Source organism: Arthrobacter sp. 10N44_2, assembly GCF_056394385.1.
Genome location: NZ_JBFTHT010000004.1, coordinates 239,697 through 260,099, shown reverse-complemented (window position 1 = coordinate 260,099; position 20,403 = coordinate 239,697). Strand labels below are relative to the sequence as shown.

Here is a 20,403-nt window from a genome sequence, read left to right as displayed (position 1 = left end):
TGGGGCATGCCCATTCTTGGCGGGAAGGAGTGGGCTATTTGGGGCTATGTCCAGCCCTCGGGCGGGCCGCGGGGCATGTCCCGCGGAGGAGCCGCAGGCCGGGGCGGGGAGGCTCAATTGGGCGAAGCCGGAAAGTTCAGGTATTCTAGTATCTGCTTTTGATTCAGAAGCAACTGGAGAATTCGCCTAGCGGCCTATGGCGCACGCCTGGAACGCGTGTTGGGTTAACGCCCTCGGGGGTTCAAATCCCCCATTCTCCGCGGTTGGCCCCGGTCCTCGGACCGGGGCCTTTTTGCGTCTACGGGCCTTTCGCGTCTCGGGCATTTCTATCCTCGTGAGCTTCTCGTGAGCTTCTCGTGAGGTTCTGGCCAAGACTGCGTCCTCCGGCAGTACCGGTACCGTTTTATCCGCCAAGTCGGCTCGGAGGCCCAGCCGCCTGTGCCCCAGCCCCCTGTGCCCCAGCCGCCCGTGCCCCAGCCGCCCCGTGCCCCCCAAGCCCGCCACGAACCAGCAAGCCGCCGCCGGCCCAGACTCAGGCCCGGTATCCCAGCCGGCGCAGCCGGGCCCGGGCAGCTTGCTCGCTCGGGCCCATCCGGCCGAGAGCCACATGCACCACGCCGAGCGTGACCCGGGTGGCCAGGGTTACCGGCAGCGGTATCGGGCCCAGCCGCGCGGTCCGCAGGCCCAGGAGCTCGCGGTACTTAGGTTCAAGACTGACGACTGCGGCCGCGAACAGCACCCGGTAGCCAGGCCTGAGCGCGGGGTGCAGGGGCGGGTCGCGAATGAACGCCACCGTTTCGGTGACCCGTTCGTCACAGCGGAGCTCGCCGGCGTCGTACCAGCGGTCCAGCTGCTGCCGCATTTCCGCTTCGCTCAGCGGCGGTGCCTCGACGCCCATCAGCCGGCCGGCCTGGGCCCACTCACGGACGTAGGCATCAGGTCCGCCAGGAATTGGCCGCCCCCACAGCTTGTGGGCAGAGAGGAAAGCGTCTGTAAAGGCAATGTGAACCCACCGGAGCAGCTCGGGATCGTTGGCCGCGTAACTGCGCCTGATGCCGTGGCCATCCACAAATTCTCCCCGCACCGTCCGGTGCAGCCGAAGAACCCAGTCCGACGCCGCCTTCGCCGTATCCGTGGAGCCATACGTCACGGTGAAGATCCAGCGGATCGTGCCAGCCAGCCGGCCCAGCGGGTCTTCGCGGAAACGGGAGTGATCGTGGACTCCGGCCAACGCGCCGGGATGGAGCGCCTGCATCAGCAGTGCCCGGATTCCCGCCACGATGGTTGGCATGTCCCCGTGCACAGCCCAGACGGCCGAGCCGGGCAAGTGGTAACCGGCGTCGTCCCCCTCGGCCAGGCCCGGCACCCACTCGGGCACCGAATCGCGCGTCCCCGTGAACGTCTGTTTGAGTTCCGCCTGCCATTCCCTGAGGACATTTCGCATCCTTCATTCTTACCCGTCCCGGCGGCGTGCGGCACCTGCAATTGTGCGGAGAACTACTGGGGCGCCGCTGGCAAGCTACTGGGGACATCCGCGGATCTCCGATTGGTCCCGCAAAAGGAACACGCTGACGGTTCACAGACCCGGCCGTCTGTGGTCACATAGGGAGGTAAGTCCGTGAAGATTGGGGTCTGGCGGACATATTGCGGGAGTCATTTCGTGGGAAAACACTGGGGAAACTCATCGAGTGAGCAGTCAGCGAGGGCACGGACCATTGCCGTGCGCTGCGTGTCCGGAGGCCTGTGCCTGTCTCTGGCCGTGCTGGCATTCGGCGGCTTTCAGGGACTGAGCGCCTTTGCGACCTACGGCGCGCCCACCGCCGTCCCGACGGCCGCCATGCCTGCCTCCGGCGACGTGGGACCGGAGGCCCTGGACCCGCTGGCCCACTCCGCCGCGACCGCGCCAGCGGGGACTCCCGGCGCCGGCGCTGTCACCGCCGATGCCCAGGCGCTCGTGGCCTTTAGCCGGAGCACGGTGGACACGGCCACCCGGGCAGGGGTGCGGGGCGAGCTCAATGTGGCCTCGGCGTCGCTGCACCGGCCCGCGGTGGGTTTCCTCATGGCCCCCCTTGAATCACTGGTGCCTTCGTCCCCGTTCGGGCTGCGCACCAGCCCCCTGACGGGATTCGCGGGCGAATTCCACTGGGGCCAGGACTTCGCGGCCCCCTGCGGCACCCGGGTCTACTCCGCCGACGCCGGTGTGGTGCGGGCCGTCGGGTGGCACCCGTGGGGCGGCGGAAACCGGGTGGAAATCGACCACGGCAACGGTCTCATCACCACGTACAACCATCTGGAGGCGATCGCGGTCAAGAAGGGCGACTCCGTGCGGGTGGGGGAAATTATTGCCCGGGTCGGTACCACCGGATCCTCTACCGGCTGCCATCTTCACTTCGAAACCATCCTCAATGGCTCCCACACTGATCCGCGCGATTGGACATTTCTTCCCATCAAGCAGGTGGATCAACTCGGCCCGATCGACATGACCAGTTACGCACCCGACGCCGGTAAGGCAACCAACGCGGGGATTGGCTGGGCGATTCCTGTCCGGGAGGACCTGACCCATGTGGTGGGCGACGGCGTTCAGGAGCAGCCTGCCGCGGTGGCCGCCAAGCCGTCGGGGAGTGCCTCGCCTGCGGCTACTGAAGCCGCCGCCGACAAACCGTCCCCAACGCCTTCTGCCACCTCTAAGCCGACACCCACCGGCACTGCTTCCGCGACCCCGACGCCCACCGGCACTGCCACCTCTAAGCCGACACCCACCGGCACTGCTTCCGCGACCCCGTCGCCGACCGGCACTGCCACGACGACCGCGCCTGCCGCGCCCACCCCGACCCCGTCGGCGACCGCGACCCCGACGCCGTCGGCGACCGCGACCCCGACCCCGTCGGCAACGGCCACCCCGACGCCGTCGGCGACCGCCACCCCGACGCCGGCGCCAACCCAGACGGGAACAGCCTCAGCCAAGCCATCAGCACCGTTATCGGTTCCGCCGCCGGTGGCACCGCCGTCCTCCGCGCCTGCGTCAGTCTCCGCAACGGCGACGGAGGCTGCCGCCAAGACGGCCACCCCGGTGCCGGCCCCGCTCACTGTGGAGCCGGACCCGGTCACCGCGCCGGCCGATACGCCGAAGCCACGGGCGGTCACGCAGTCGGCCACCACGGCAGTGCGAACAGAACCCTCCGCGACGCCCTCAGCGACGCCCAGCGGCTAGCCCCCGCCGCGCCGCGGGGCATTGTTACGGCGTCATGTCCGGGAGGCACACCCATACCCGCAGGCCCCGGTGCCGAATAATGGAGTGACCAGTTCAGATTCCCTGCTCCGGACCATCGACATCGCAAGGACGCGCCCCATGACAGCTCTGCACTCCATTCCCCTGACCCTCATCGACGGGACCGAGACCGATTTTGGCCGATTCAAGGGCGAGGTGGTTCTGGTGGTCAACGTGGCGTCCCAGTGCGGTTTCACGCCCCAGTACGCTGGACTCGAGGCGCTGCACAACAAGTTCCGAGGCCAGGGCTTCCAGATCCTCGGCGTCCCCTGCAACCAGTTCGCCGGGCAGGAGCCCGGCGGCGAGGCCGAGATCGCCGAGTTCTGCGAGCGCAATTTCGGGGTGACCTTCCCGCTGACGGTCAAGGCCAACGTCCGGGGAAAGAACCAGCACCCGCTCTACGCCGAGCTCACCAAATTCAAGACGGGAATCCTGCCCGGCCTGGTGAAGTGGAACTTCGAGAAGTTCCTCGTGAACCGCGACGGCGAGGTCATCGCCCGCTTTGCGCCCACCGTTGAGCCTGACGCGCCGGAGATCATCGAGGCTGTTCAGTCCGCCCTCGACTGACCCGACCGGCCCGGGGTCCAGAGGAACTCAGCCCTATCCCTAAGCATGCTTAGCGCCTAGACTGGCCGGACCCTCCAACATTCCGGGCTTCCCCGCGGCGCAAGCAACTCTGGCAGCCGTCGGCAGTATGGCCGGGTGTTCCTGTGGAGGGCGCATCAAAGAACTTCGTGAATCACACCAGGGCGCCCACCACGGGGCCCGTGAAAGCAGGAGGAAATAGATGACAGGGAACAAAGCCGTTGCCTACAAGGGGCCTGGCAAGGTCGAACTGATCGACATTGACTACCCCACCTTCGAACTCAAGGACGGCCCGGGGGTCAACCCCGCCAACGTGGGCCGGCAGGTGCGCCACGGCGTAATCCTCAAAACCGTGGCCACGAATATTTGCGGTTCGGACCAGCACATGGTCCGGGGGCGCACCACGGCTCCCGCCGACCTGGTGCTCGGGCACGAGATCACCGGAGAAGTGGTGGAAGTGGGTCCGGATGTTGAATTCATCAAAGTGGGGGACATCTGTTCCGTCCCGTTCAATATCGCCTGCGGGCGCTGCCGGAACTGCAAGGAACGCAAGACGGGCATCTGCCTGAACGTCAACCCCGACCGCCCGGGCAGCGCCTATGGCTATGTGGACATGGGCGGCTGGGTAGGCGGCCAGGCCAACTACGTCCTGGTGCCGTATGCCGATTGGAACCTGTTGAAGTTCCCGGACAAAGACCAGGCCCTCGAAAAGATGATGGACCTGACGATGCTCTCGGACATCTTCCCGACCGGATTCCATGGTGCGGTCACCGCAGGCGTCGGCGTGGGGTCCACCGTCTACGTGGCAGGCGCAGGGCCCGTGGGCCTGGCCGCGGCGACCAGTGCCCAGCTCCTGGGTGCCGCCGTCGTGATTGTGGGTGACATGAACGCGGACCGCCTGGCGCAGGCGCGCAGCTTCGGCTGCGAGACCATCGACCTGAGTAAGGGCGGCCCGGCCGAGCAGATCGAGCAACTCCTGGGCGTCCCGGAAGTCGATTGCGGCGTGGATGCCGTGGGATTTGAGGCCAAGGGGCACGGGGCCGGAGCCCACGAGGCCCCCGCCACCGTCCTGAACTCGCTGATGGAGGTAACGGCCGCCGGCGGTGCCCTGGGCATCCCCGGGCTCTACGTCACCGGGGACCCGGGCGGCGTGGACGAGGCCGCGAAGAAGGGTTCGCTCTCGCTCAGCCTCGGAACGGGCTGGGCAAAGTCACTCAGCTTCACCACGGGACAGTGTCCGGTCATGAAGTACAACCGGCAGCTGATGATGGCCATCCTGCATGACAGGGTGCATATCGCCAAGAACGTCAACGCGAAGGCGATTACCCTGGAGGACGCGCCGAAGGGCTACGCGGAATTCGACGCCGGCGCGGCGACGAAGTTCGTGCTTAACCCGAACGGCTACCTGAGCTAGCGGAAACCGTGAACCCGGCGGCACTGTCCGTCCCGCCCCGAAGCCCCGGGGTTTCGGGAGTGCCGCCGGGCGTCCCCGCCCCCGTATATGCCGGAAAGGGCATGTGAGGGCACGCCACCTGTTAACGCTTATTTTTCCAATATGCCTGTCCCAGTTTTTACATTGTTTGCCCAATGTCTGGTTGGATAGTTCTTACTGAGAGGGACCCTGGAAGCACCGCTTCCACCCAACCAAGAAGGCAGCAATGGAGCGCATCGAGGCCGAACACCCCCGGCCACGTCATTTCCTACTTCACCTGAGCGACCCCCACCTGCTGGGGGGTCCGCAACCCTTGCACGGCGTCGTGGACAGCGAAGCCCTGCTCAGGCAACTCTTCGAGGAGGTCCACGCCTCCGGGGCCCGCCCCGAAGCCGTAATCTTCACGGGCGACCTGGCTGACCTGGGCGAACCCGAGGCGTATGCCAAGCTCCGCGCCATCGTGGATCCGGCGTGCGAGGCCCTGGGGGCCAAGGTCATCTGGGCGATGGGCAACCACGACGACCGGGCGAATTTCCGGGCCGGGCTCCTGGACCAGGCCGACAATGACGCGCCGGTGGACCACAGCTACTTCGTCAACGGGCTGCGCATCATCACCCTGGACACCTCCGTGCCCGGCTTCCACCATGGTGAATTGAGCCACGACCAGCTGGACTGGCTCGCTGCTGAACTGGCCACCCCGGCCCCGGACGGGACCATCCTTGCCCTGCACCACCCGCCGGTACCGTCCGTGCTGGACCTTGCCGTGCTCGTGGAGCTCCGGGGCCAGCCGGCGCTCGCCGGCGTCCTGCGCAACTCCGATGTCCGCGCCATCCTGGGCGGCCACCTGCACTACTCGACCACCGCAACGTTCGCGGGCATCCCTGTGTCCGTGGCTTCAGCCACCTGCTACACGCAGGATCTGAACGTCCCGGTCGGCGGCACCCGAGGCCGCGACGGCGGGCAGGCGTTCAACCTGGTCCACGTCTACGAACACACGATCGTGCACTCCGTGGTGCTGCTCGGCGACACCCCGGCGGTGGGGGAGCTGGTCTCGCCGGAGGAAGTCCAGCGCCGGCTCGCGGCCGCAGGGATCCATATCCCTGGGAAGGCCAAGCTCGAGGCCCCGTCCCGGACGCCGGCGCACCGCAGGTACACCACCCTGAACTGATTCACTCCCCGGCCGACGCGGCGCCCGTTTTGGTCACGATCCGTTACTTCTCCCAGGGCGCCTTGATGGGGTAGTACTTCTCCAGGAAGTCCGTGACCAGTTCGGCCCGCTCTTCCGCCGGGACCTCGGGGAAGCTGCCGTCGTTGAGGCAGAAGAAGTCCATGTTCCGCTTGGCCAGGAGCTTGGGCAGGTAGTTCAGGCCGGCCCGCGCCGTGGTGTCCACATACCTCACCTTGGCAGCTGTCTGGGTCACGGCCCGGCCCGTGAGCAGCGCGTAGTAGTGGTAGAACGAGTTGGTCACGGAGATGTTGTCCGCTGCCCGGAAGGTACTCGCGGCGGTCTTGGCAAACTCGGCCGGGAACTCCTGCTCCATCTGCTCGACCACGCTGCGCCGCAACGGGGCCGCCGTGTGCTCCAGGTGCCGGGTGGTGATGCGGCCGAAGCGGTTCCAGAGCAGCTTGCGGTTCACGCGGGCGGCGTTCTCAAAGCCGCTGCGTTCGGCGTCGTTGTCGCCCAGGCCGATCCGGGTCTCGGCCTCGATGAACTTCGTGATGCCGCCCGGGGTGAAGAACATGTCCGGGCCCACGGCGCGGCCGAAGAACATGTCGTCGTTCGAATACAGGAAGTGCTCGGAGAGCCCCTCGATGTGGTGCAGCTGACACTCCACGGCCTGCGAATTGTGCGTGGGCAGAACCGACGTGTCGGCGAAAAACTCTTCGCTCCGGACGATCGTCACACTCGGGTGGTCGGCCAGCCATGACGGCGCGGGGGAGTCCGTGGCGATGAAGATCCGGCGGATCCACGGCGCAAACATGTACACCGAGCGCAGGGCGTACTTGAGCTCATCGATCTGGCGGAAGCGGGCCTCGTGGTCATCGCCCTCGCCCACCACCACGCCGGCCATGCGGGCGCGGCGGGCCGCGATGTACTCGGGGGAGCTGCCGTCAACCCATGAGAAGACCAGGTCGACGTCGAAGCTGATGTCGCTGGCGTGGTCCGCGAACATGTTCTCGATGGTGGGCCACGTGTGGCCGTAGCGTTCCACCGTGCCGCGCACGGCATCCTGGGCCAGCATGGTGCGGCGCGTCAGGGAGTTCTCGATCGGCAGGATCAGCTGATCGCCTTCGAAGCTCCACAGCTCCAGCTGGACGCCGGCGGAAGCCCCGAATTCAAAACCGCCTTCGGGCTCGACCCTGGGCCGGTAAAGCCGGAAGATCCGGGCCTGGCGGTTCGGCGACAGCTCGCCGTCGGCCACCAGCACGGACGACTTCTTCTTTGCATCCACGCTCATGGAATACATCGGCTCGTCGCGGCACGCCTCCACGAGGGCGTCGCGGAGTTCCTTGCGGTCTTTCCAGTCGACGGCGACCACAGGGCGGTGGTTGTTGCCGCGGACCAGCAGGTAGCCGATACCGGCGCCGGCCAGGACCGAACGCAGGAACATCAGGTCCTCGACCATGGCCTGGTACGGCGTGCGGTTTTCGTTGATCAGCGCATAGCGGCCGCGGTGGCGGACAACATCGGAGCGGGTCCGGAATCTGGCGACTGCGGCCGCCGACGTGACCTCGGCGTGGGCGTCCACAGATGCCTGGCTGCCATAGTAAATCTCGTCTTGGATCGCTGCTTCGGTAATGTCTGAGCTCCCGCTTCTTTGAGTGCGTTGGTGTCTACTTGCATGATAACGCGGGCCTCAAAATTGCCGCGGAAAACCGGCCGCCGCGCGGCGTGCGTGACGACGAAATGTGACGGACCGTAAACGGTGAAGAGTAACGGCGGAGCGGGGCCTCAGCCGGTGACGACGGCCAGCCAATGGTGCAGGAAGGCGGCACCGGCGTCGTCGTGGATCACGTCTTCGCCGAGCCCCAGATCGGCGGCGGTGAGGACATCGTAGGGTTTGACCGGGATTCCGTCCGCGGGCCGGACGTCGACGTGCTTCACGGCGTGGTCGTTGTGGTGCAGCCAGTCGGCCATGGCGTAGTCCGTGCGGGAATCGCCCACCGTGCGCCAAGCCTGCGGCGTGATCCCCTGCGCGGCCAGGAACTCCACGGCCCGGCTCGCGCCCAGGTCCTTGCCCAGCCGGACCGATTCGATATCGGTGGAGATGATGGTCGGATCGACGCGGAAGTCGACCTGGTCATCCGAATCGGGGACGTGGTGGTCCAGCCGCACCACGCCGAGCCCGTGCCGGGCCATGAGGCCCATGGCGTCGGCGTCGAAGAGTTCCTGCTCGGCCCGGTAGTCGGGGTTGGGGACGGCAATGTGCTGCTCCACGGAGACCATGGCCCGCTTGGTTTCGTCGTAGAACATGTGGGCGGAGTAGTCCTCGGCCACCAGGCGGCGCACGTCATCGCCGAAGGCCTGCGGAATGGCGAGCTCGTGGTCCACGTGGACCGGGCCGGGGCCTTCCGCGGTGTAGCTGAACCAGACGGCGCCCTTCTCGCAAATGGCGTGGATGAGGGTGCCGGCGGGCATCCCGGCGGCGATCATCGGTTCCATGACCTGCTCGCGGATGAACGCGTCCGACCGGCCGGTGTTGAAGATGACCGGCACGCCGGCGGCGGCCAGGGCCACCAGGTCGGCGATGATGCCGGGCTGCACCTCGCGGGTGACCGGGCTCGCGACCGGACCGTCGACGTCGAGCAGCAGCGCCAGCACGGGAGCCGACGGCGACGGAACAGGGACAGTCTCGGGTGAAGTCATACGGCCATTCTGTCAGCCGCACGGGGCGTTTGGGTGAACCGCGCAGCAGATCGACGGCCCGGCGCTGGATGTGACAGGCGGCAGGCGCTGGTCGTGTCAATGCGTCGTGTGACAAATGGTTACCGTTTGGCCACAACCTCACGCCGCCGGGGGACATTCGTTCCTTCGGGCGTCCAAGTTCCCTAGGCTGGCATGGTGATATTCAAAGCTGTGGGCGAGGGACGCCCGTACCCCGACCATGGTTACACCACGCCCAAGGACTGGGCGGCCCTGCCCCCGCGTCCTGTCCGGCTTGATGAGCTGGTGACCACGAAGCGCACACTGGACCTTGAAGCCCTGCTGGCCGAGGACTCCACGTTTTTCGGCGACCTCTTTCCGCACGTCGTGGAATACCGCGGCGTCCTCTACCTTGAAGACGGCCTGCACCGGGCAGTCCGCACCGCGCTGCACCAGCGCACCGCAATCCACGCGCGGGTCCTCGTGATAAATGGCTAGGAAGCCGCCAGACGTCAGAGTCCTGCACGGGCACCGCGTCATCAGTGGCTCCGAGCTGAGGGCCACGTTCGTGGGGCAGGACGATACGGCAGAGAACCCCCACCGGCTGCGGCGCAGGATCCTGCACGGCGTTGTGCTGGTGATGCTTGTCGGCCTGATCGTGGCCGCGATCGTGGTGGCCCTCGCCATCATGAACGGCCAGATCAAGATCCCCGGGGCGGAGCGGAGCAAGGCGGCAGTGTCGGTGTGCCCGGCGGCCACCTACGACTACGCGCCGCCGGAGAAGGTCCACGTCAATATCTACAACTCCACGAGCCGGCCGGGCCTGGCCCGGAGCGTGGCCGACCAGCTTGCCGCCCGGAAGTTCCTGGTGGGTGCCGTGGGGAACACGACGTCGAGCTACCGCGGCGTGGCGCTGGTGGTCTCCGGTGCCGCCGGCCAGTCGGCCGCCTTCAGCGTCCAGCGCCACGTGCCCGGCTCGGACTATGTCCAGGACGGCCGCGCTGACCCGAGCGTGGACGTGATCATTACCGGCGACTTCAAGGAACTGGCCAAGCCGGAACTCGTGGACCAGACGCCGGGCCAGCTCAGCTGCCCCCGCGAGAACCGGCGCATCGTGGATGAGGCCACGCTGCCCGCCGTACCCACGGCGACGCCCGGCACGGGCTAAGGCACGGCCTGCCAGCCTTCCAGCCTTCCCGGCGCCGCGGCCTAGCGGATGGTGCGGACCGGCCGGCCGGCGTCGTCAAACCTCGCCCCGGCCCCCAGCTGGACAAACCGCACCGTCCGGGCGAGCCGTGCCTCGGCCCCGGCGTCCTGGCCCGCCCCGTCGCCCCGCGCAGCGCTTGAGGAGAGCGTGCCGTGGATGAGCTGGGCCAGCTGGGCAATGTCCGACTCGGGCAGGTACCCCTGGGCCATGCCGTCGCGCAGGATGCCCCGCAGGAGCACGCTGAGCTCACCCACGTGGTCGGCAAGTTTGGCAAACGACGACGGCGAGAGCACCGCCGCCATGGCCGGGCCCGGCGGCAGGTGGCGCCGGCTCAGGTCCTCCACCTGGGCGCGGACGTAGACGGCCAGGCGCTCCACCGGGTTCTCCAGCGCATCGAGGGATTCGCGCAGATCGAGCAGGAACCGCTCGGTTTCATCCAGGGCGTAGGCGATGAGGAGCTCTTCGATATCCGCGTAGTAGTTGTAGACGGCGGTCCGGCCGATCTGGGCATGGCGCGCGACGTCCGTCATGGTCAGGCCGGGGAGCCCGTGGGTGAAGAGGAGTTCCCCGAATGCGGTCAGGATGCGACGCTGGGTCTCGGCACGTTGGGCGGCGTTGCTCGCGGCCGAAATCCTAGGCATACGCACACTTTAGCGCGATCTGTCACCAAAGCAGCCGGGCGGCGGACTGTGACACGGCCGGGCTACGAACATCGACCGGTTCTGAGGGGCCACACCTGTATCCACCGCCTCAACTGGGGGTGTCTGATAGACACTGCCACCGCCCGTCCGGGCTGCGTAGCGTGGTGGATGTGGACAGAAAAGACGAAATCCGAGACTTCCTGATCTCGCGCCGGGCGAAGATCACCCCGGATCAGGCCGGGCTCCCCAACTATGGCGAACTGCGCCGCGTTCCGGGGCTGCGTCGGGAGGAAGTGGCACAGCTGGCCGGGGTAAGCACGGACTATTACACGCGGCTGGAACGCGGCAGCATCCGCGGCGTCTCGGACTCGGTCCTCGACGCTGTGGCCTCCGCCCTTCAGCTGGATGAGGCAGAGCGAACACATCTGATGGACTTGGCCAGGACGGCCAACACGCCGTCCTCCCGGAGGCCGGCGCGCCGGCCACCGCAGCAGAGGGTCCGTCCCGGAGTATTGCGTTTGCTGGACGGGATGACCGGTGCGGTCGCCCTGGTGCAGAACGGACGCTCGGACGTGCTGGCCGCCAACTCCTTGGGGCGCGCGCTGTACGGGCCGGTGTTCGAGTCCACAGCAGCCGCTGGTCCGGAGGCTCCGGGCCAGCTGCCGAACCAGGCCCGGTACCTCTTCCTCGATCCGGGGGCAGGGGACTTCTACCCCGATTGGTCCGCAATCGCTGCCACCACGGTGGCGATGCTCCGATCGGAAGCGGGACGGAATCCCCATGACCGCGCATTGAACGAACTGGTCGGCGAGCTGACCACACGCAGCGGGCACTTCGCCGCCTTGTGGGCCGGCCATGACGTAAGGATCCACACCACGGGAACCAAGCGCTTCCACCATCCGGTCGCCGGCGACGTGTCGCTGCAGTTCGAGACGCTCGACCTTCCCGGCGATGAGGGACAAACCCTGTACACCTTCACTGCAGAGCCGGGGTCCGCATCCGAAAACGCGCTGGCGTTCCTTGCCAGCTGGGCGGCATCGCCCCCGGCGAAAACCGCAACCAGCGACCCTTCCATCCCGGATCTGCGCTCCCACGCGCGGCCCGGAACACCCAACCCAGGAAAGACAGAACATGACTGAGCACAACGACGCCAAGACCGGACAGAAAGTCTGGTTCATCACCGGGGCAGGCCGCGGTATGGGCATTGACATCGCCAAGGCCGCCCTGGCCGCCGGCCACGCAGTCGTCGCCACCGGCCGAAACCCCGACAAGGTCGCCCAGGCCGTCGGCGAGAACGAGAACCTGCTGGCCGTAAAACTCGACGTCACCAACCCCGCCGACGCCACCGCCGCCATCGCCGCCGCCGTGGACCGGTTCGGCCGGATCGACGTGCTCGTAAACAATGCCGGCAACTTCTACGCCGGGTTCTTCGAGGAAATCACCCCGGAGGACTTCCGGGCCCAAATCGAAACCACCATGTTCGGACCCATAAACGTCACCCGCGCGGCCCTGCCCGTCCTGCGGGCCCAGCGCTCGGGCCTGCTGGTCACGATCTCCTCCACCGCCGGCATCGCCGGCGGGGAGTTCCTTTCTGCTTACGCCGCCTCGAAGTTCGGTGTGGAGGGCTGGGCCGAATCCCTGGCCCCCGAAGTCGCGCCGTTCGGAATCCGCACCATGATCGTTGAGCCGGGATTCTTCCGCACCGAGCTCCTCACCCCGGAATCCACCAGCTACGCGGCATCCACTATCGGGGACTATTCCGAGCGGACCGAGCAGACAGTCACCGCGTGGAAAGGCATGAACGGCCTTCAGGGCGGGGACCCGGCCAAGCTCGCCGTCGCCCTCATCCAACTGGCGGAGCTGGATGAACCGCCGCTGCGCTTCGCCGCCGGAGCGGACGCCGTTGGAGTCTTTGAGGCCCGGGCCAAGGAACTCCAGGCCCAGGCCGACGCCCACCGCGAGCTCTCCAGCAACCTGGCCCACGACGACGCCTGACACCGACGCCTGACACCGACGCCTGACACCCAGGCAAACGGATGACGTCGGGAGCCTCCCGCCGTCGTCCACCCAGTCTCGACATACCCGCCGGACGCCAATGGCTACCGGCCGCCCAAAAACCCTCGCCACGCTGTGGGCCATGCCCACATTCCAGGCCGGGGAACCACACCCAAAGGAAATACACCATGAAGAACGCACGCCTCGGAAGCCTGGAAGTCTCCCGCATCGGACTCGGCGCCATGACCATGGCCGGCACCTACACCAGCGAGGGCGCCCTGGATAACGCGGAGTCGATCCGGACGATCCACCGCGCCCTTGACCTCGGGGTCACCCACATCGACACCGCGGAGATCTACGGGCCGTTCCTGAGCGAGGAGATCGTCGGCCAAGCCGTCAAGGGACGCCGCGATCAGGTCAGGATTGCAACGAAGTTCGGCCTGGTCTCCCATTCCGGCGGCGGCCCCGGCGTGGTCGACAGCAGCGCGGCGAACGTGAGGGCCGCCGTCGAGGGCTCCCTCAAGCGCCTCGGCACCGACCACATCGACCTGTACTACCAGCACCGGATCGACCGGAACACCCCGATCGAGGAGACGGCCGGCGCGGTTGCGGACCTGATCACCGAGGGCAAGGTGCTGCACTTCGGGCTGTCCGAGGCCTCCCCGGAGACCATCCGCCGGGCACACGCCGTGCAGCCGGTCTCGGCCCTGCAGACGGAGTACTCGCTGTGGACCCGGGACGTGGAGGCGGAGATCCTGCCGCTGCTGCGCGACCTCGGAATTGGGTTCGTTCCGTATTCGCCGCTCGGACACGGGCTGCTGACCGGCCAGATCCGCTCCGTCGAGGACTTCGCCGAGGACGACTGGCGCAAGACCAACCCCCGGTTCACGGGTGAGAACTTCCGCCGCAACCTCGCGATCGTCGACGAGGTGAAGGCCATCGGCGCCGAGATCGGCGCGACCCCCGCGCAGACCGCCCTCGCGTGGCTGCTGACCCGCGGGATCGACATCGCCCCGATCCCCGGCACCCGCAGGGTCTCCCGGGTCGAGGAAAACACCGCGGCCGACGGCATCGAACTCACCCGTGACCAGCTGGATCGGCTGAACTCGCTCCGGCCCGCCGCGGGGGAACGCCACGACGAGGCCAACATGGCCTCGATCGACAGCTGACAGGAACCCGGCACCAAACAAGGGGCGCGGATGCCCGATCCGCGCCCCTGGCAGCAACTTAGGATTCGACGTCGGCCGCGGCCATTGCCTTGTTCGTGAGGACGGGCATCATCCCCAGCAGCGCGAGCGTCAGCACTCCCATGATGCCGAACATGACCTGCAGGCCCAGCCATTGGGCCAGCAGACCGCCGGCTGCTGCACCAAGCGGCATGGTGCCCCACGCCAGCAGGCGGTAGGCGCTGTTGACTCTGCCCAGCAAGCGGTTGGGAGTAATGCGCTGGCGCAGGGATACGGTGATGACGTTCCAAAGCACGATCAGCATGCCGCCCACAAAGAAGATTGGGCCAAGAACATAGGGGTTGTCGGTCAGGGCGGGCGCACCTACGAACAGCGCGGCCCCGAAGATCGTCAGCATCAGGGACGTCGACCGGCCGAGCCTGGCCTCCACCCGCTCGGACATGAACGAGCCAACGAAGGCGCCGAGAGCGGAGGTGGTCAAGAGCAGGCCGAACCCCACTTCGGACAGCCCCATCTGTGAAGCCGGGCCCACGGCAAACAGCACGAAGACCGCGAAGGCCGCGCTGGATGCGAAGTTGAACACCCCGGTCATCACCGCGAGTGTGCGCAGGATCTTCTGGTTCCAGAGGAACCGCAGCCCCTCAGCAATGTCGAATCGCAGTGTCGTCTTCTGCTCACGTTCTGTGCGAAATGCCCCCGGGACCAGGAGCAGGCCGCCGACGGCCGCAAGCCACAGGGCCGCCGGCACGGCAACGCCCGCAACCAGGCCCATGGCCACCAGCAGCCCGCCCAGCGGGGGACCAATGAACTGGTTGGTGGTGAGCTCGACGGCGTAGAGCCGGCCGTTGGCGCGCGAGAGCTGATCCCTGTGCACCAGCTGGGGCATGATCGACTGCGCGGAGGTGTCGTAGAGCGTCTCAGCCACACCCACCATCAATGCGACAACGTACAGAGCCCAAACGGAGCCCACATCCAGCAACACGACGGCGGCCAGCAGGGCCGGCAGCACCGCCCGGCTGAGGTTGGCCCACAACATGAGCTTGCGCCGGTCCAGCCGGTCGGCCAGCGCGCCGGCAGTGAGGGCGAAGAGGAGCCAGGGGAGCGTCGCTGCGACGCTCAGTCCGGCAACCAGGGTGGGTGACTGGGTGAACTGAATTGCCAGCAGCGGCAGCGCGATCTTGAAGACGCCGTCCGCGAGGTTCGAGAGTCCGGACGAGGTCCACAGCTTCCAGTAGGACGCACCCAGCGGCGCACGATGCCGTTCCTTCACCTGCGCGGCGTGACTAGTCATAGGTGGACCATTCCACAGTGATTGAGAAAATTCAAGGTGATTGAATCCAGTACATCGGATTGTAGGATTGGGACATGACGGACGCAGAGCAGCCGAGCGCGGACCAAAAAAGACCCGTCGCGAGCGCCCGGGAAATTAAGGCGTTGGCCCATCCGCTGCGCCTGAGGATCCTGCGCCTGTGCGGGCTCCACGAACTGACCAACAAACAACTCGCCGACCGGCTGGGCCAGGATCCGGGAACGGTGCTTTATCACGTGCGGCAGTTGCTCTCAACGGGGTTCCTTGAACCCGCCGGGGTCCGCACGGGCGAGAGTGGCGCGCTGGAGAAGCCGTATCGTTCCACGGGGCGGTCCTGGAAGCTGGACACCGCACTGAGTGAAGCCGGTCCCGCCGGTCCGCTGGCCCCGCTCGAGGCATTCCGGGAAGAGCTGACGGAAGCAGGACCGGCCGCGCTCGCCAGCCTCTCACGCTTCGTTCTGCACCTCTCCGAGGAAGATGCTGAGGACCTCACCACGCGCATCCACGCTGTGCTGAGCGAATACACCGACAGCGACCGGCAGCGCTTGGACCAGCCCGCCTACGGCGGCATCTTTGTCCTGCACCGGACAACAGACTAAGTCGCGGTCCTCCCGGAACGGGATTTGCGTCTTGCGCCGCCTTGGCGGGCTTTATTCGTAGATCGTGGGGATGGCCGGCTCGCCGGGCTGCAGCCTGTCCACCACCCGGGGCAGCTCCGCCATGGAGGCCGTGTGCCGGTCCCGCGCCCGCCCCACCGCGTCCGGGCCGGTCCAGCCGGGCACGATTTCGCCGTCTTTCATGAACTGCTGCAGGAGGGGGCGTCCGTTTCTTCCGGCGGCCGGCGGGTGGTCCACGCCGAGGACCTCGTGGGTGGCGGTGCCGCGGTCGTCGAGGCGGCGCACGGCGAACTTGCGCCCGCCCATGTTGATCTTGTCCTTCGAGGTCTTCGCCACGGCAGCCAGCTCACCGGAGTCACCGGCCCGGCTCACCAGCTTGTAGACCATCCCGGCCGTTGGCGCCCCGGATCCGGTCACCAGGGACGTGCCGATGCCATAGGAATCGGCCGGGGCGGAGCGGAGCGCGGCGACGGCGAATTCGTCCAGGTCCGAGGTCACCACGATCCTGGTGTGCACGTTGCCGAGGCTGTCCAGGAGTTCGCGGACCCACCGTGCCTGGGCCACGAGGTCTCCGGAGTCCAGCCGGATGGCCCCAAGTTTGTCTCCGGCGAGGTCGACGGCGGTACGGACGGCCGCTTCGACGTCGTACGTGTCCACGAGCAGCGTGGTGCCGGACCCGAGCGAGGCAAGCTGCGCCGCGAAGGCGTCGCGCTCGGAGTCGTGGAGCAGGGTGAAGGAGTGGGCCGCGGTGCCGATGGTCCGCAGGCCGTAACGCCGCCCGGCGGCCAGGTTGGACGTGCCGGAAAAGCCCGCGATGACAGCCGCGCGGGCCGCCGCGGCGGCCGCTTCCTCGTGGGTGCGGCGGGAGCCCATCTCAATGCAGGGCCTGCCGCCGGCGGCGCTGGTCATCCGGGATGCGGCCGAGGCGATGGCGCTGTCATGGTTCAGCACTGACAGGACGTAGGTCTCCAGGACGCAGGCCTCGGCGAACGTCGATTCGACGATCAGGACGGGGGAATGCGGGAAGTAGGCTTCACCTTCCGGATAGCCCCAGATGTCGCCGGAGAACCGGAAGGCGGCCAGGTGCTCCAGGGTGTCCTCATGGACCACGCCGGTGTCGGCCAGGAAGGCGACGTCGTCCTCGTTGAAGCGGAAGTTCGCGATTCCCTCGAGGAGCCGGCCGGTGCCGGCCACGATCCCATACCGGCGCCCGGCCGGCAGTCCCCGGGCGAAGGCCTGGAAGATGGACCGGCGGTGCGCGGCCCCGGAGTGGAGGGCCGCCTGGAACATGGTCAGCTCATAGTGGTCGGTAAACAGGGAGGTCCGGGGTCCGTCCGGTCCGGCCGAAGTGTCCATGATCCACTCTAGGCCGGGCCGCCCGAAGCCGCAGGACGCCGCCCGTGCCGGGAGTTCGCCGGAAACGCCCCGAGGCGCCGGAAACTTCGGGCGAGTCCGGGAGTTTCCGGCGACTTCGACGATGCCGGGCTCAGACGGGGCAGCCGTCCGGGCCGCAGGCGCCGGATTCCGCGGGGGAATCGGTGGTGGCGTCCGCAGCCTCCGCGCCGGCGCCCACCATGACCAGCGGGTGGCTGTCCTGCCACGCCTGCTCGAGGGCGGCGGTGAAGGTTTCGGCGGGTTGGGCACCGGAGAGTCCGAACTTCCGGTCGATCACGAAGAACGGGACGCCGCTGATGCCCAGGGCGCGGGCCTCGGCGATGTCGTTGCGGACGGCGTCGGCGTAGGCCTCGGTGCTGAACAGTTCCGCCAGTTCGCCCGCGTCGAGTCCGAGGTCCAGGCCCAGGGCGGTCAGGTAGTCCTGGCTGCCGATGTCCTTGCCATGCTCGAAGTGGTCGCTGAGCAGGCGTTCCTTCGCGGCGTCCTGCTGGCCGTGGGCGGCGGCGAGGTGGATCAGCCGGTGGGCCGTGAAGCTGTTGGCGACCACGACGGCGTCGAACCGGTAGTTCAGCCCCTCGCCCTTGGCCTGGGCCGCGACGTGCTCGAACATCTGCGATACCTGCGCCGGCGCCATGCCCTTGCGCGTGCTCAGGTAGTCCAGTTCGGTGCCGTCGTAGTGCTCCGGGAGCGTGGGATCCAGCTGGTAGCTGCGCCACTTCACCTCCACGGAATCGCGGTGCGGGAAGGCCGCGAGGGCGGTTTCGAAACGGCGTTTGCCGATGTAGCACCAGGGGCAGGCGACGTCGGACCAGATCTCAATCTTCATGCCCGCAACAACCGCGCCGCCGCCGGGTCCATTCCCCGGCGGCCTGTCGGCTTCGTCACGGCCCCACGGCTAAGCGTCCTCCCGGCTGAGGGCCGGCCGGCGCCCGCGGCCTCACGGCGCGACTGGGCGCTCCATCACGAAGTCGTGCTCCACGGTGGTGCCGAGCTGGAAGGACTTGGTGCCGACCTTGCGGAAGCCGGACTTTTCGTAGAACCGGATGGCCCGGGCGTTCTGGCTGTTCACGCCGAGCCAGAGCCCGCGGGCGCCGGCTTCCGCAGCCGCGCCGATGCTGGCGTGCATCAGTTCGGCCGAGGCGCCGAGCCCGTGGTGGTCCGGGTGGACGTAGCATTTGCTCAGTTCGGTGCACGGCAGCTCGCCCAGGATGGCGGCTACGTCCGGGTCCCGGGCGGGGCGGGCCACCAGCAGGCTGTAACCGCGGAGGTCGCCGTCGGCGTCGATCACCAGCACCGTGACCTCCGGATCTGCCAGATAGGCCCGGAAATTGGCCTCGCTCAGGGTATTGGCGAGGTGGGCCGCGATGTCCTCCGGCCGGGACTCCGGCGGGCACGCGAGCGGGAAGGTGACGGCCGCGAGTGCGGCCAGCTTCCCGGCGTCGTCCGCGGTTGCTGTCCGGATCCGGTGCGTCATGGCTAAACCCTAGCCCGCGGCGGGGCCCGGGCATCAATAAGAACTGGTGTTGTTGGGGGCTACATATCAGATGGCGTAGCGGAGGATTCCGACGGCCTCCACATTTTCCGGCATGTCGGATCGGCGCACGGCGAAGACCCGGGCGCCCGAGCCGAGGGCCCGACGGGCGATTTCCTCGACCACGTCCTGTCCGGTGTCGCCGTCCAGGGTGAGTGCGCCGTCGTCTCCGACAGCACCTTTGACACTGGCATCCATGTCCACGGCGAGCGTCGCAATGGCGCCGAAGGCGGCGGCCCGCGCCAAGTCGCTGAGGTCGGCGGTGCCGCGGCCGCTGGGGCGACGCTCTTCAAACGTCGTTTGCAGGGCAACAAGATCGGCCGCATAGATCCGGTCAAGTACGCCACGCGCCGCTTCCGCCAATTGGGCCGGGGTCAGTTCATCGGGGTTCCCCTCGATGCCCTCGGACGCGAGGTGGGCGTATCCTGCGAGGTTGCGGTAGATGCTCGCGAGCGGCTCCGTCGCAGCGATCACCAGCGGCAGGGACTGACCGTTCAACAATGGACGAAGCACGTGGTCGACGGAACGGGCGTACTGGGCTAGCCGTACCTTTCGTCCCTCGTCGCCATGCAGCCGCCCGAAGTGGGAGCGGCCGCCGATCGATTCGAGCCCGACGGCACTGGCTGCACCCTGTGGCATGCCCGGTACCGTGACCTCTTCGGCCGGTCGGTCCGCCGTGACCTCGATGAGCCGTGCCCCGTTCTGGGAGATGGCGAGCACGAGCGCCGCGTTGGGGAAGGTGAGGGCACGGAGGAGCGGTGTGATGGCGAAACGATCGGCCACGCTTACGTGGTCTTCGAGATCGTTGGGCAAACGGAACTCGAGAATCGAAGTCGGCGTCACGAAGATGGCCAGGCTCCGCCCCATCTCAAACCAGAATTCCGGGGATCCCAGCAGCTCGTCGAGAAACGTTTCTATCGCGACGACCGCGTCGTTGCTTCCCGCTTCGCGGAGCTGTGCGACGGCGGAACTGAACAAGGACCGGGCTCTGGACTGATTGTCCTCCGAATGGGCAGGGACGCTGCTCGTCGAAAGATACACGGTGACGCTGTGTGGATCGCGCGCTGCGGCCAGCCGTTCCACGTCGTCCCGGGTCGGCATGTCGATGTGCATGGGGGTGCTCCTTTTTGCTATCTCTCGGCTGGGTCGCACGAGGAGGGGGAATGTTCCTGCACCTGCTCGATGCGCAAAGCCGCACCGAGGGGGAAGCAATACCGGATCAGCTCAGCATCGGACCGCTCGGAGTCCCATGTCAACAGTCGGCGGAACTTGCACTCGGGAGGTGTTCGGCGCCTCAAGGAGCACGTCCACGTTGGGGAACGCCAGCTCGCGCTCACCTGTGACGGGCGCGATCCAGACCTCGCAGCGCTG

19 protein-coding genes and 1 tRNA gene are annotated in these 20,403 nt (G+C 67.4%); 11 read left to right on the top strand and 9 right to left on the bottom strand.

The features are described 5' to 3' along the window. Positions 1–175 precede the first annotated feature (175 nt). A tRNA-Ser gene (locus tag AC1DBX_RS07180) sits at positions 176–260 on the top strand. A 272-nt stretch (positions 261–532) separates the two neighbouring features. On the opposite strand, the gene AC1DBX_RS07175 is transcribed toward AC1DBX_RS07180, so the two are convergent. Next, positions 533–1,444, bottom strand: a complete 912-nt coding sequence (locus AC1DBX_RS07175; protein ID WP_476850517.1) for an oxygenase MpaB family protein — start codon at positions 1,442–1,444, stop codon at positions 533–535. A 285-nt stretch (positions 1,445–1,729) separates the two neighbouring features. Between AC1DBX_RS07175 and AC1DBX_RS07170 the strand changes: the two genes are divergently transcribed. The 4 genes from AC1DBX_RS07170 to AC1DBX_RS07155 all read left to right on the top strand — a co-directional run bounded on the left by AC1DBX_RS07170 (position 1,730) and on the right by AC1DBX_RS07155 (position 6,453). Further along, positions 1,730–3,211: a M23 family metallopeptidase gene (locus AC1DBX_RS07170; protein ID WP_476931421.1), complete on the top strand. Its 1,482-nt coding sequence runs from the start codon at positions 1,730–1,732 to the stop codon at positions 3,209–3,211. 138 nt (positions 3,212–3,349) lie between these two features. After that, a complete protein-coding gene (locus AC1DBX_RS07165; protein WP_476931420.1) occupies positions 3,350–3,835 on the top strand; it encodes a glutathione peroxidase in 486 nt (161 codons plus the stop codon). Positions 3,836–4,055: 220 nt separating this feature from the next. Continuing rightward, the gene (fdhA, locus tag AC1DBX_RS07160) at positions 4,056–5,267 is read left to right on the top strand and encodes a formaldehyde dehydrogenase, glutathione-independent (protein WP_028278013.1); all 1,212 of its coding nucleotides are present in this window, start codon (positions 4,056–4,058) and stop codon (positions 5,265–5,267) included. Positions 5,268–5,511: 244 nt separating this feature from the next. Continuing rightward, entirely contained in the window at positions 5,512–6,453 is a 942-nt protein-coding gene (locus tag AC1DBX_RS07155; RefSeq protein ID WP_476931419.1) for a phosphodiesterase, read from the top strand. A 43-nt stretch (positions 6,454–6,496) separates the two neighbouring features. On the opposite strand, the gene AC1DBX_RS07150 is transcribed toward AC1DBX_RS07155, so the two are convergent. Continuing rightward, complete coding sequence (locus AC1DBX_RS07150) at positions 6,497–8,035, bottom strand: stealth family protein (protein WP_230007875.1); 1,539 nt, start codon at positions 8,033–8,035, stop codon at positions 6,497–6,499. A gap of 203 nt (positions 8,036–8,238) precedes the next feature. Beyond that, positions 8,239–9,153, bottom strand: coding sequence for a Cof-type HAD-IIB family hydrolase (locus AC1DBX_RS07145; RefSeq protein WP_476850520.1), 915 nt, complete (start codon positions 9,151–9,153; stop codon positions 8,239–8,241). A gap of 195 nt (positions 9,154–9,348) precedes the next feature. Between AC1DBX_RS07145 and AC1DBX_RS07140 the strand changes: the two genes are divergently transcribed. Then, positions 9,349–9,648 (top strand): type II toxin-antitoxin system VapB family antitoxin, encoded by a 300-nt coding sequence (locus AC1DBX_RS07140; protein ID WP_026266597.1) that lies wholly within the window; start codon positions 9,349–9,351, stop codon positions 9,646–9,648. Further along, positions 9,641–10,318 carry a LytR C-terminal domain-containing protein gene (locus AC1DBX_RS07135; protein ID WP_476850521.1) on the top strand — a complete coding sequence of 226 codons (678 nt, stop codon included), beginning with the start codon at positions 9,641–9,643 and terminating at the stop codon, positions 10,316–10,318. The genes AC1DBX_RS07140 and AC1DBX_RS07135 overlap by 8 nt, the downstream gene beginning before the upstream one ends. A 41-nt stretch (positions 10,319–10,359) precedes the next feature. Here the strand turns inward: AC1DBX_RS07135 and AC1DBX_RS07130 are convergent, their stop codons facing one another. Then, entirely contained in the window at positions 10,360–10,998 is a 639-nt protein-coding gene (locus AC1DBX_RS07130; protein WP_476860048.1) for a TetR/AcrR family transcriptional regulator, read from the bottom strand. 170 nt (positions 10,999–11,168) lie between these two features. Between AC1DBX_RS07130 and AC1DBX_RS07125 the strand changes: the two genes are divergently transcribed. The 3 genes from AC1DBX_RS07125 (at position 11,169) to AC1DBX_RS07115 (ending at position 14,162) form a co-directional block, all read left to right on the top strand. Beyond that, complete coding sequence (locus AC1DBX_RS07125) at positions 11,169–12,137, top strand: helix-turn-helix transcriptional regulator (RefSeq protein ID WP_476857672.1); 969 nt, start codon at positions 11,169–11,171, stop codon at positions 12,135–12,137. Further along, entirely contained in the window at positions 12,130–12,993 is an 864-nt protein-coding gene (locus AC1DBX_RS07120; protein ID WP_476931418.1) for an SDR family oxidoreductase, read from the top strand. Before AC1DBX_RS07125 ends, AC1DBX_RS07120 begins: the two co-directional genes overlap by 8 nt. A gap of 188 nt (positions 12,994–13,181) precedes the next feature. Then, positions 13,182–14,162 carry an aldo/keto reductase gene (locus AC1DBX_RS07115; RefSeq protein WP_476931417.1) on the top strand — a complete coding sequence of 327 codons (981 nt, stop codon included), beginning with the start codon at positions 13,182–13,184 and terminating at the stop codon, positions 14,160–14,162. A gap of 58 nt (positions 14,163–14,220) precedes the next feature. On the opposite strand, the gene AC1DBX_RS07110 is transcribed toward AC1DBX_RS07115, so the two are convergent. Continuing rightward, positions 14,221–15,471, bottom strand: coding sequence for an MFS transporter (locus AC1DBX_RS07110; protein WP_476931416.1), 1,251 nt, complete (start codon positions 15,469–15,471; stop codon positions 14,221–14,223). 74 nt (positions 15,472–15,545) lie between these two features. Between AC1DBX_RS07110 and AC1DBX_RS07105 the strand changes: the two genes are divergently transcribed. Continuing rightward, a complete protein-coding gene (locus AC1DBX_RS07105; RefSeq protein WP_476931415.1) occupies positions 15,546–16,088 on the top strand; it encodes an ArsR/SmtB family transcription factor in 543 nt (180 codons plus the stop codon). Between the two features lie 51 nt (positions 16,089–16,139). On the opposite strand, the gene AC1DBX_RS07100 is transcribed toward AC1DBX_RS07105, so the two are convergent. The 4 genes from AC1DBX_RS07100 to AC1DBX_RS07085 form a co-directional block, all read right to left on the bottom strand. Then, positions 16,140–17,462: a nicotinate phosphoribosyltransferase gene (locus AC1DBX_RS07100; protein WP_476931414.1), complete on the bottom strand. Its 1,323-nt coding sequence runs from the start codon at positions 17,460–17,462 to the stop codon at positions 16,140–16,142. 130 nt (positions 17,463–17,592) lie between these two features. After that, positions 17,593–18,327 (bottom strand): DsbA family oxidoreductase, encoded by a 735-nt coding sequence (locus AC1DBX_RS07095; RefSeq protein WP_476931413.1) that lies wholly within the window; start codon positions 18,325–18,327, stop codon positions 17,593–17,595. A 111-nt stretch (positions 18,328–18,438) separates the two neighbouring features. Further along, entirely contained in the window at positions 18,439–18,975 is a 537-nt protein-coding gene (locus AC1DBX_RS07090; RefSeq protein ID WP_230007785.1) for a GNAT family N-acetyltransferase, read from the bottom strand. A 66-nt stretch (positions 18,976–19,041) separates the two neighbouring features. Further along, positions 19,042–20,145 (bottom strand): baeRF11 domain-containing protein, encoded by a 1,104-nt coding sequence (locus tag AC1DBX_RS07085; protein ID WP_476850530.1) that lies wholly within the window; start codon positions 20,143–20,145, stop codon positions 19,042–19,044. Positions 20,146–20,403: the final 258 nt, after the last annotated feature.

Bases quoted from the DNA above. Each gene is read 5' to 3' on its own strand.
- AC1DBX_RS07175 (WP_476850517.1), bottom strand. From the start codon at position 1,444: ATGCGAAATGTCCTCAGGGAATGGCAGGCGGAACTCAAACAGACGTTC.
- AC1DBX_RS07165 (WP_476931420.1), top strand. From the start codon at position 3,350: ATGACAGCTCTGCACTCCATTCCCCTGACCCTCATCGACGGGACCGAG.
- fdhA (WP_028278013.1), top strand. From the start codon at position 4,056: ATGACAGGGAACAAAGCCGTTGCCTACAAGGGGCCTGGCAAGGTCGAA.
- AC1DBX_RS07155 (WP_476931419.1), top strand. From the start codon at position 5,512: ATGGAGCGCATCGAGGCCGAACACCCCCGGCCACGTCATTTCCTACTT.
- AC1DBX_RS07145 (WP_476850520.1), bottom strand. From the start codon at position 9,153: ATGACTTCACCCGAGACTGTCCCTGTTCCGTCGCCGTCGGCTCCCGTG.
- AC1DBX_RS07135 (WP_476850521.1), top strand. From the start codon at position 9,641: ATGGCTAGGAAGCCGCCAGACGTCAGAGTCCTGCACGGGCACCGCGTC.
- AC1DBX_RS07130 (WP_476860048.1), bottom strand. From the start codon at position 10,998: ATGCCTAGGATTTCGGCCGCGAGCAACGCCGCCCAACGTGCCGAGACC.
- AC1DBX_RS07120 (WP_476931418.1), top strand. From the start codon at position 12,130: ATGACTGAGCACAACGACGCCAAGACCGGACAGAAAGTCTGGTTCATC.
- AC1DBX_RS07115 (WP_476931417.1), top strand. From the start codon at position 13,182: ATGAAGAACGCACGCCTCGGAAGCCTGGAAGTCTCCCGCATCGGACTC.
- AC1DBX_RS07110 (WP_476931416.1), bottom strand. From the start codon at position 15,471: ATGACTAGTCACGCCGCGCAGGTGAAGGAACGGCATCGTGCGCCGCTG.
- AC1DBX_RS07105 (WP_476931415.1), top strand. From the start codon at position 15,546: ATGACGGACGCAGAGCAGCCGAGCGCGGACCAAAAAAGACCCGTCGCG.
- AC1DBX_RS07100 (WP_476931414.1), bottom strand. From the start codon at position 17,462: ATGGACACTTCGGCCGGACCGGACGGACCCCGGACCTCCCTGTTTACC.
- AC1DBX_RS07095 (WP_476931413.1), bottom strand. From the start codon at position 18,327: ATGAAGATTGAGATCTGGTCCGACGTCGCCTGCCCCTGGTGCTACATC.
- AC1DBX_RS07090 (WP_230007785.1), bottom strand. From the start codon at position 18,975: ATGACGCACCGGATCCGGACAGCAACCGCGGACGACGCCGGGAAGCTG.
- AC1DBX_RS07085 (WP_476850530.1), bottom strand. From the start codon at position 20,145: ATGCACATCGACATGCCGACCCGGGACGACGTGGAACGGCTGGCCGCA.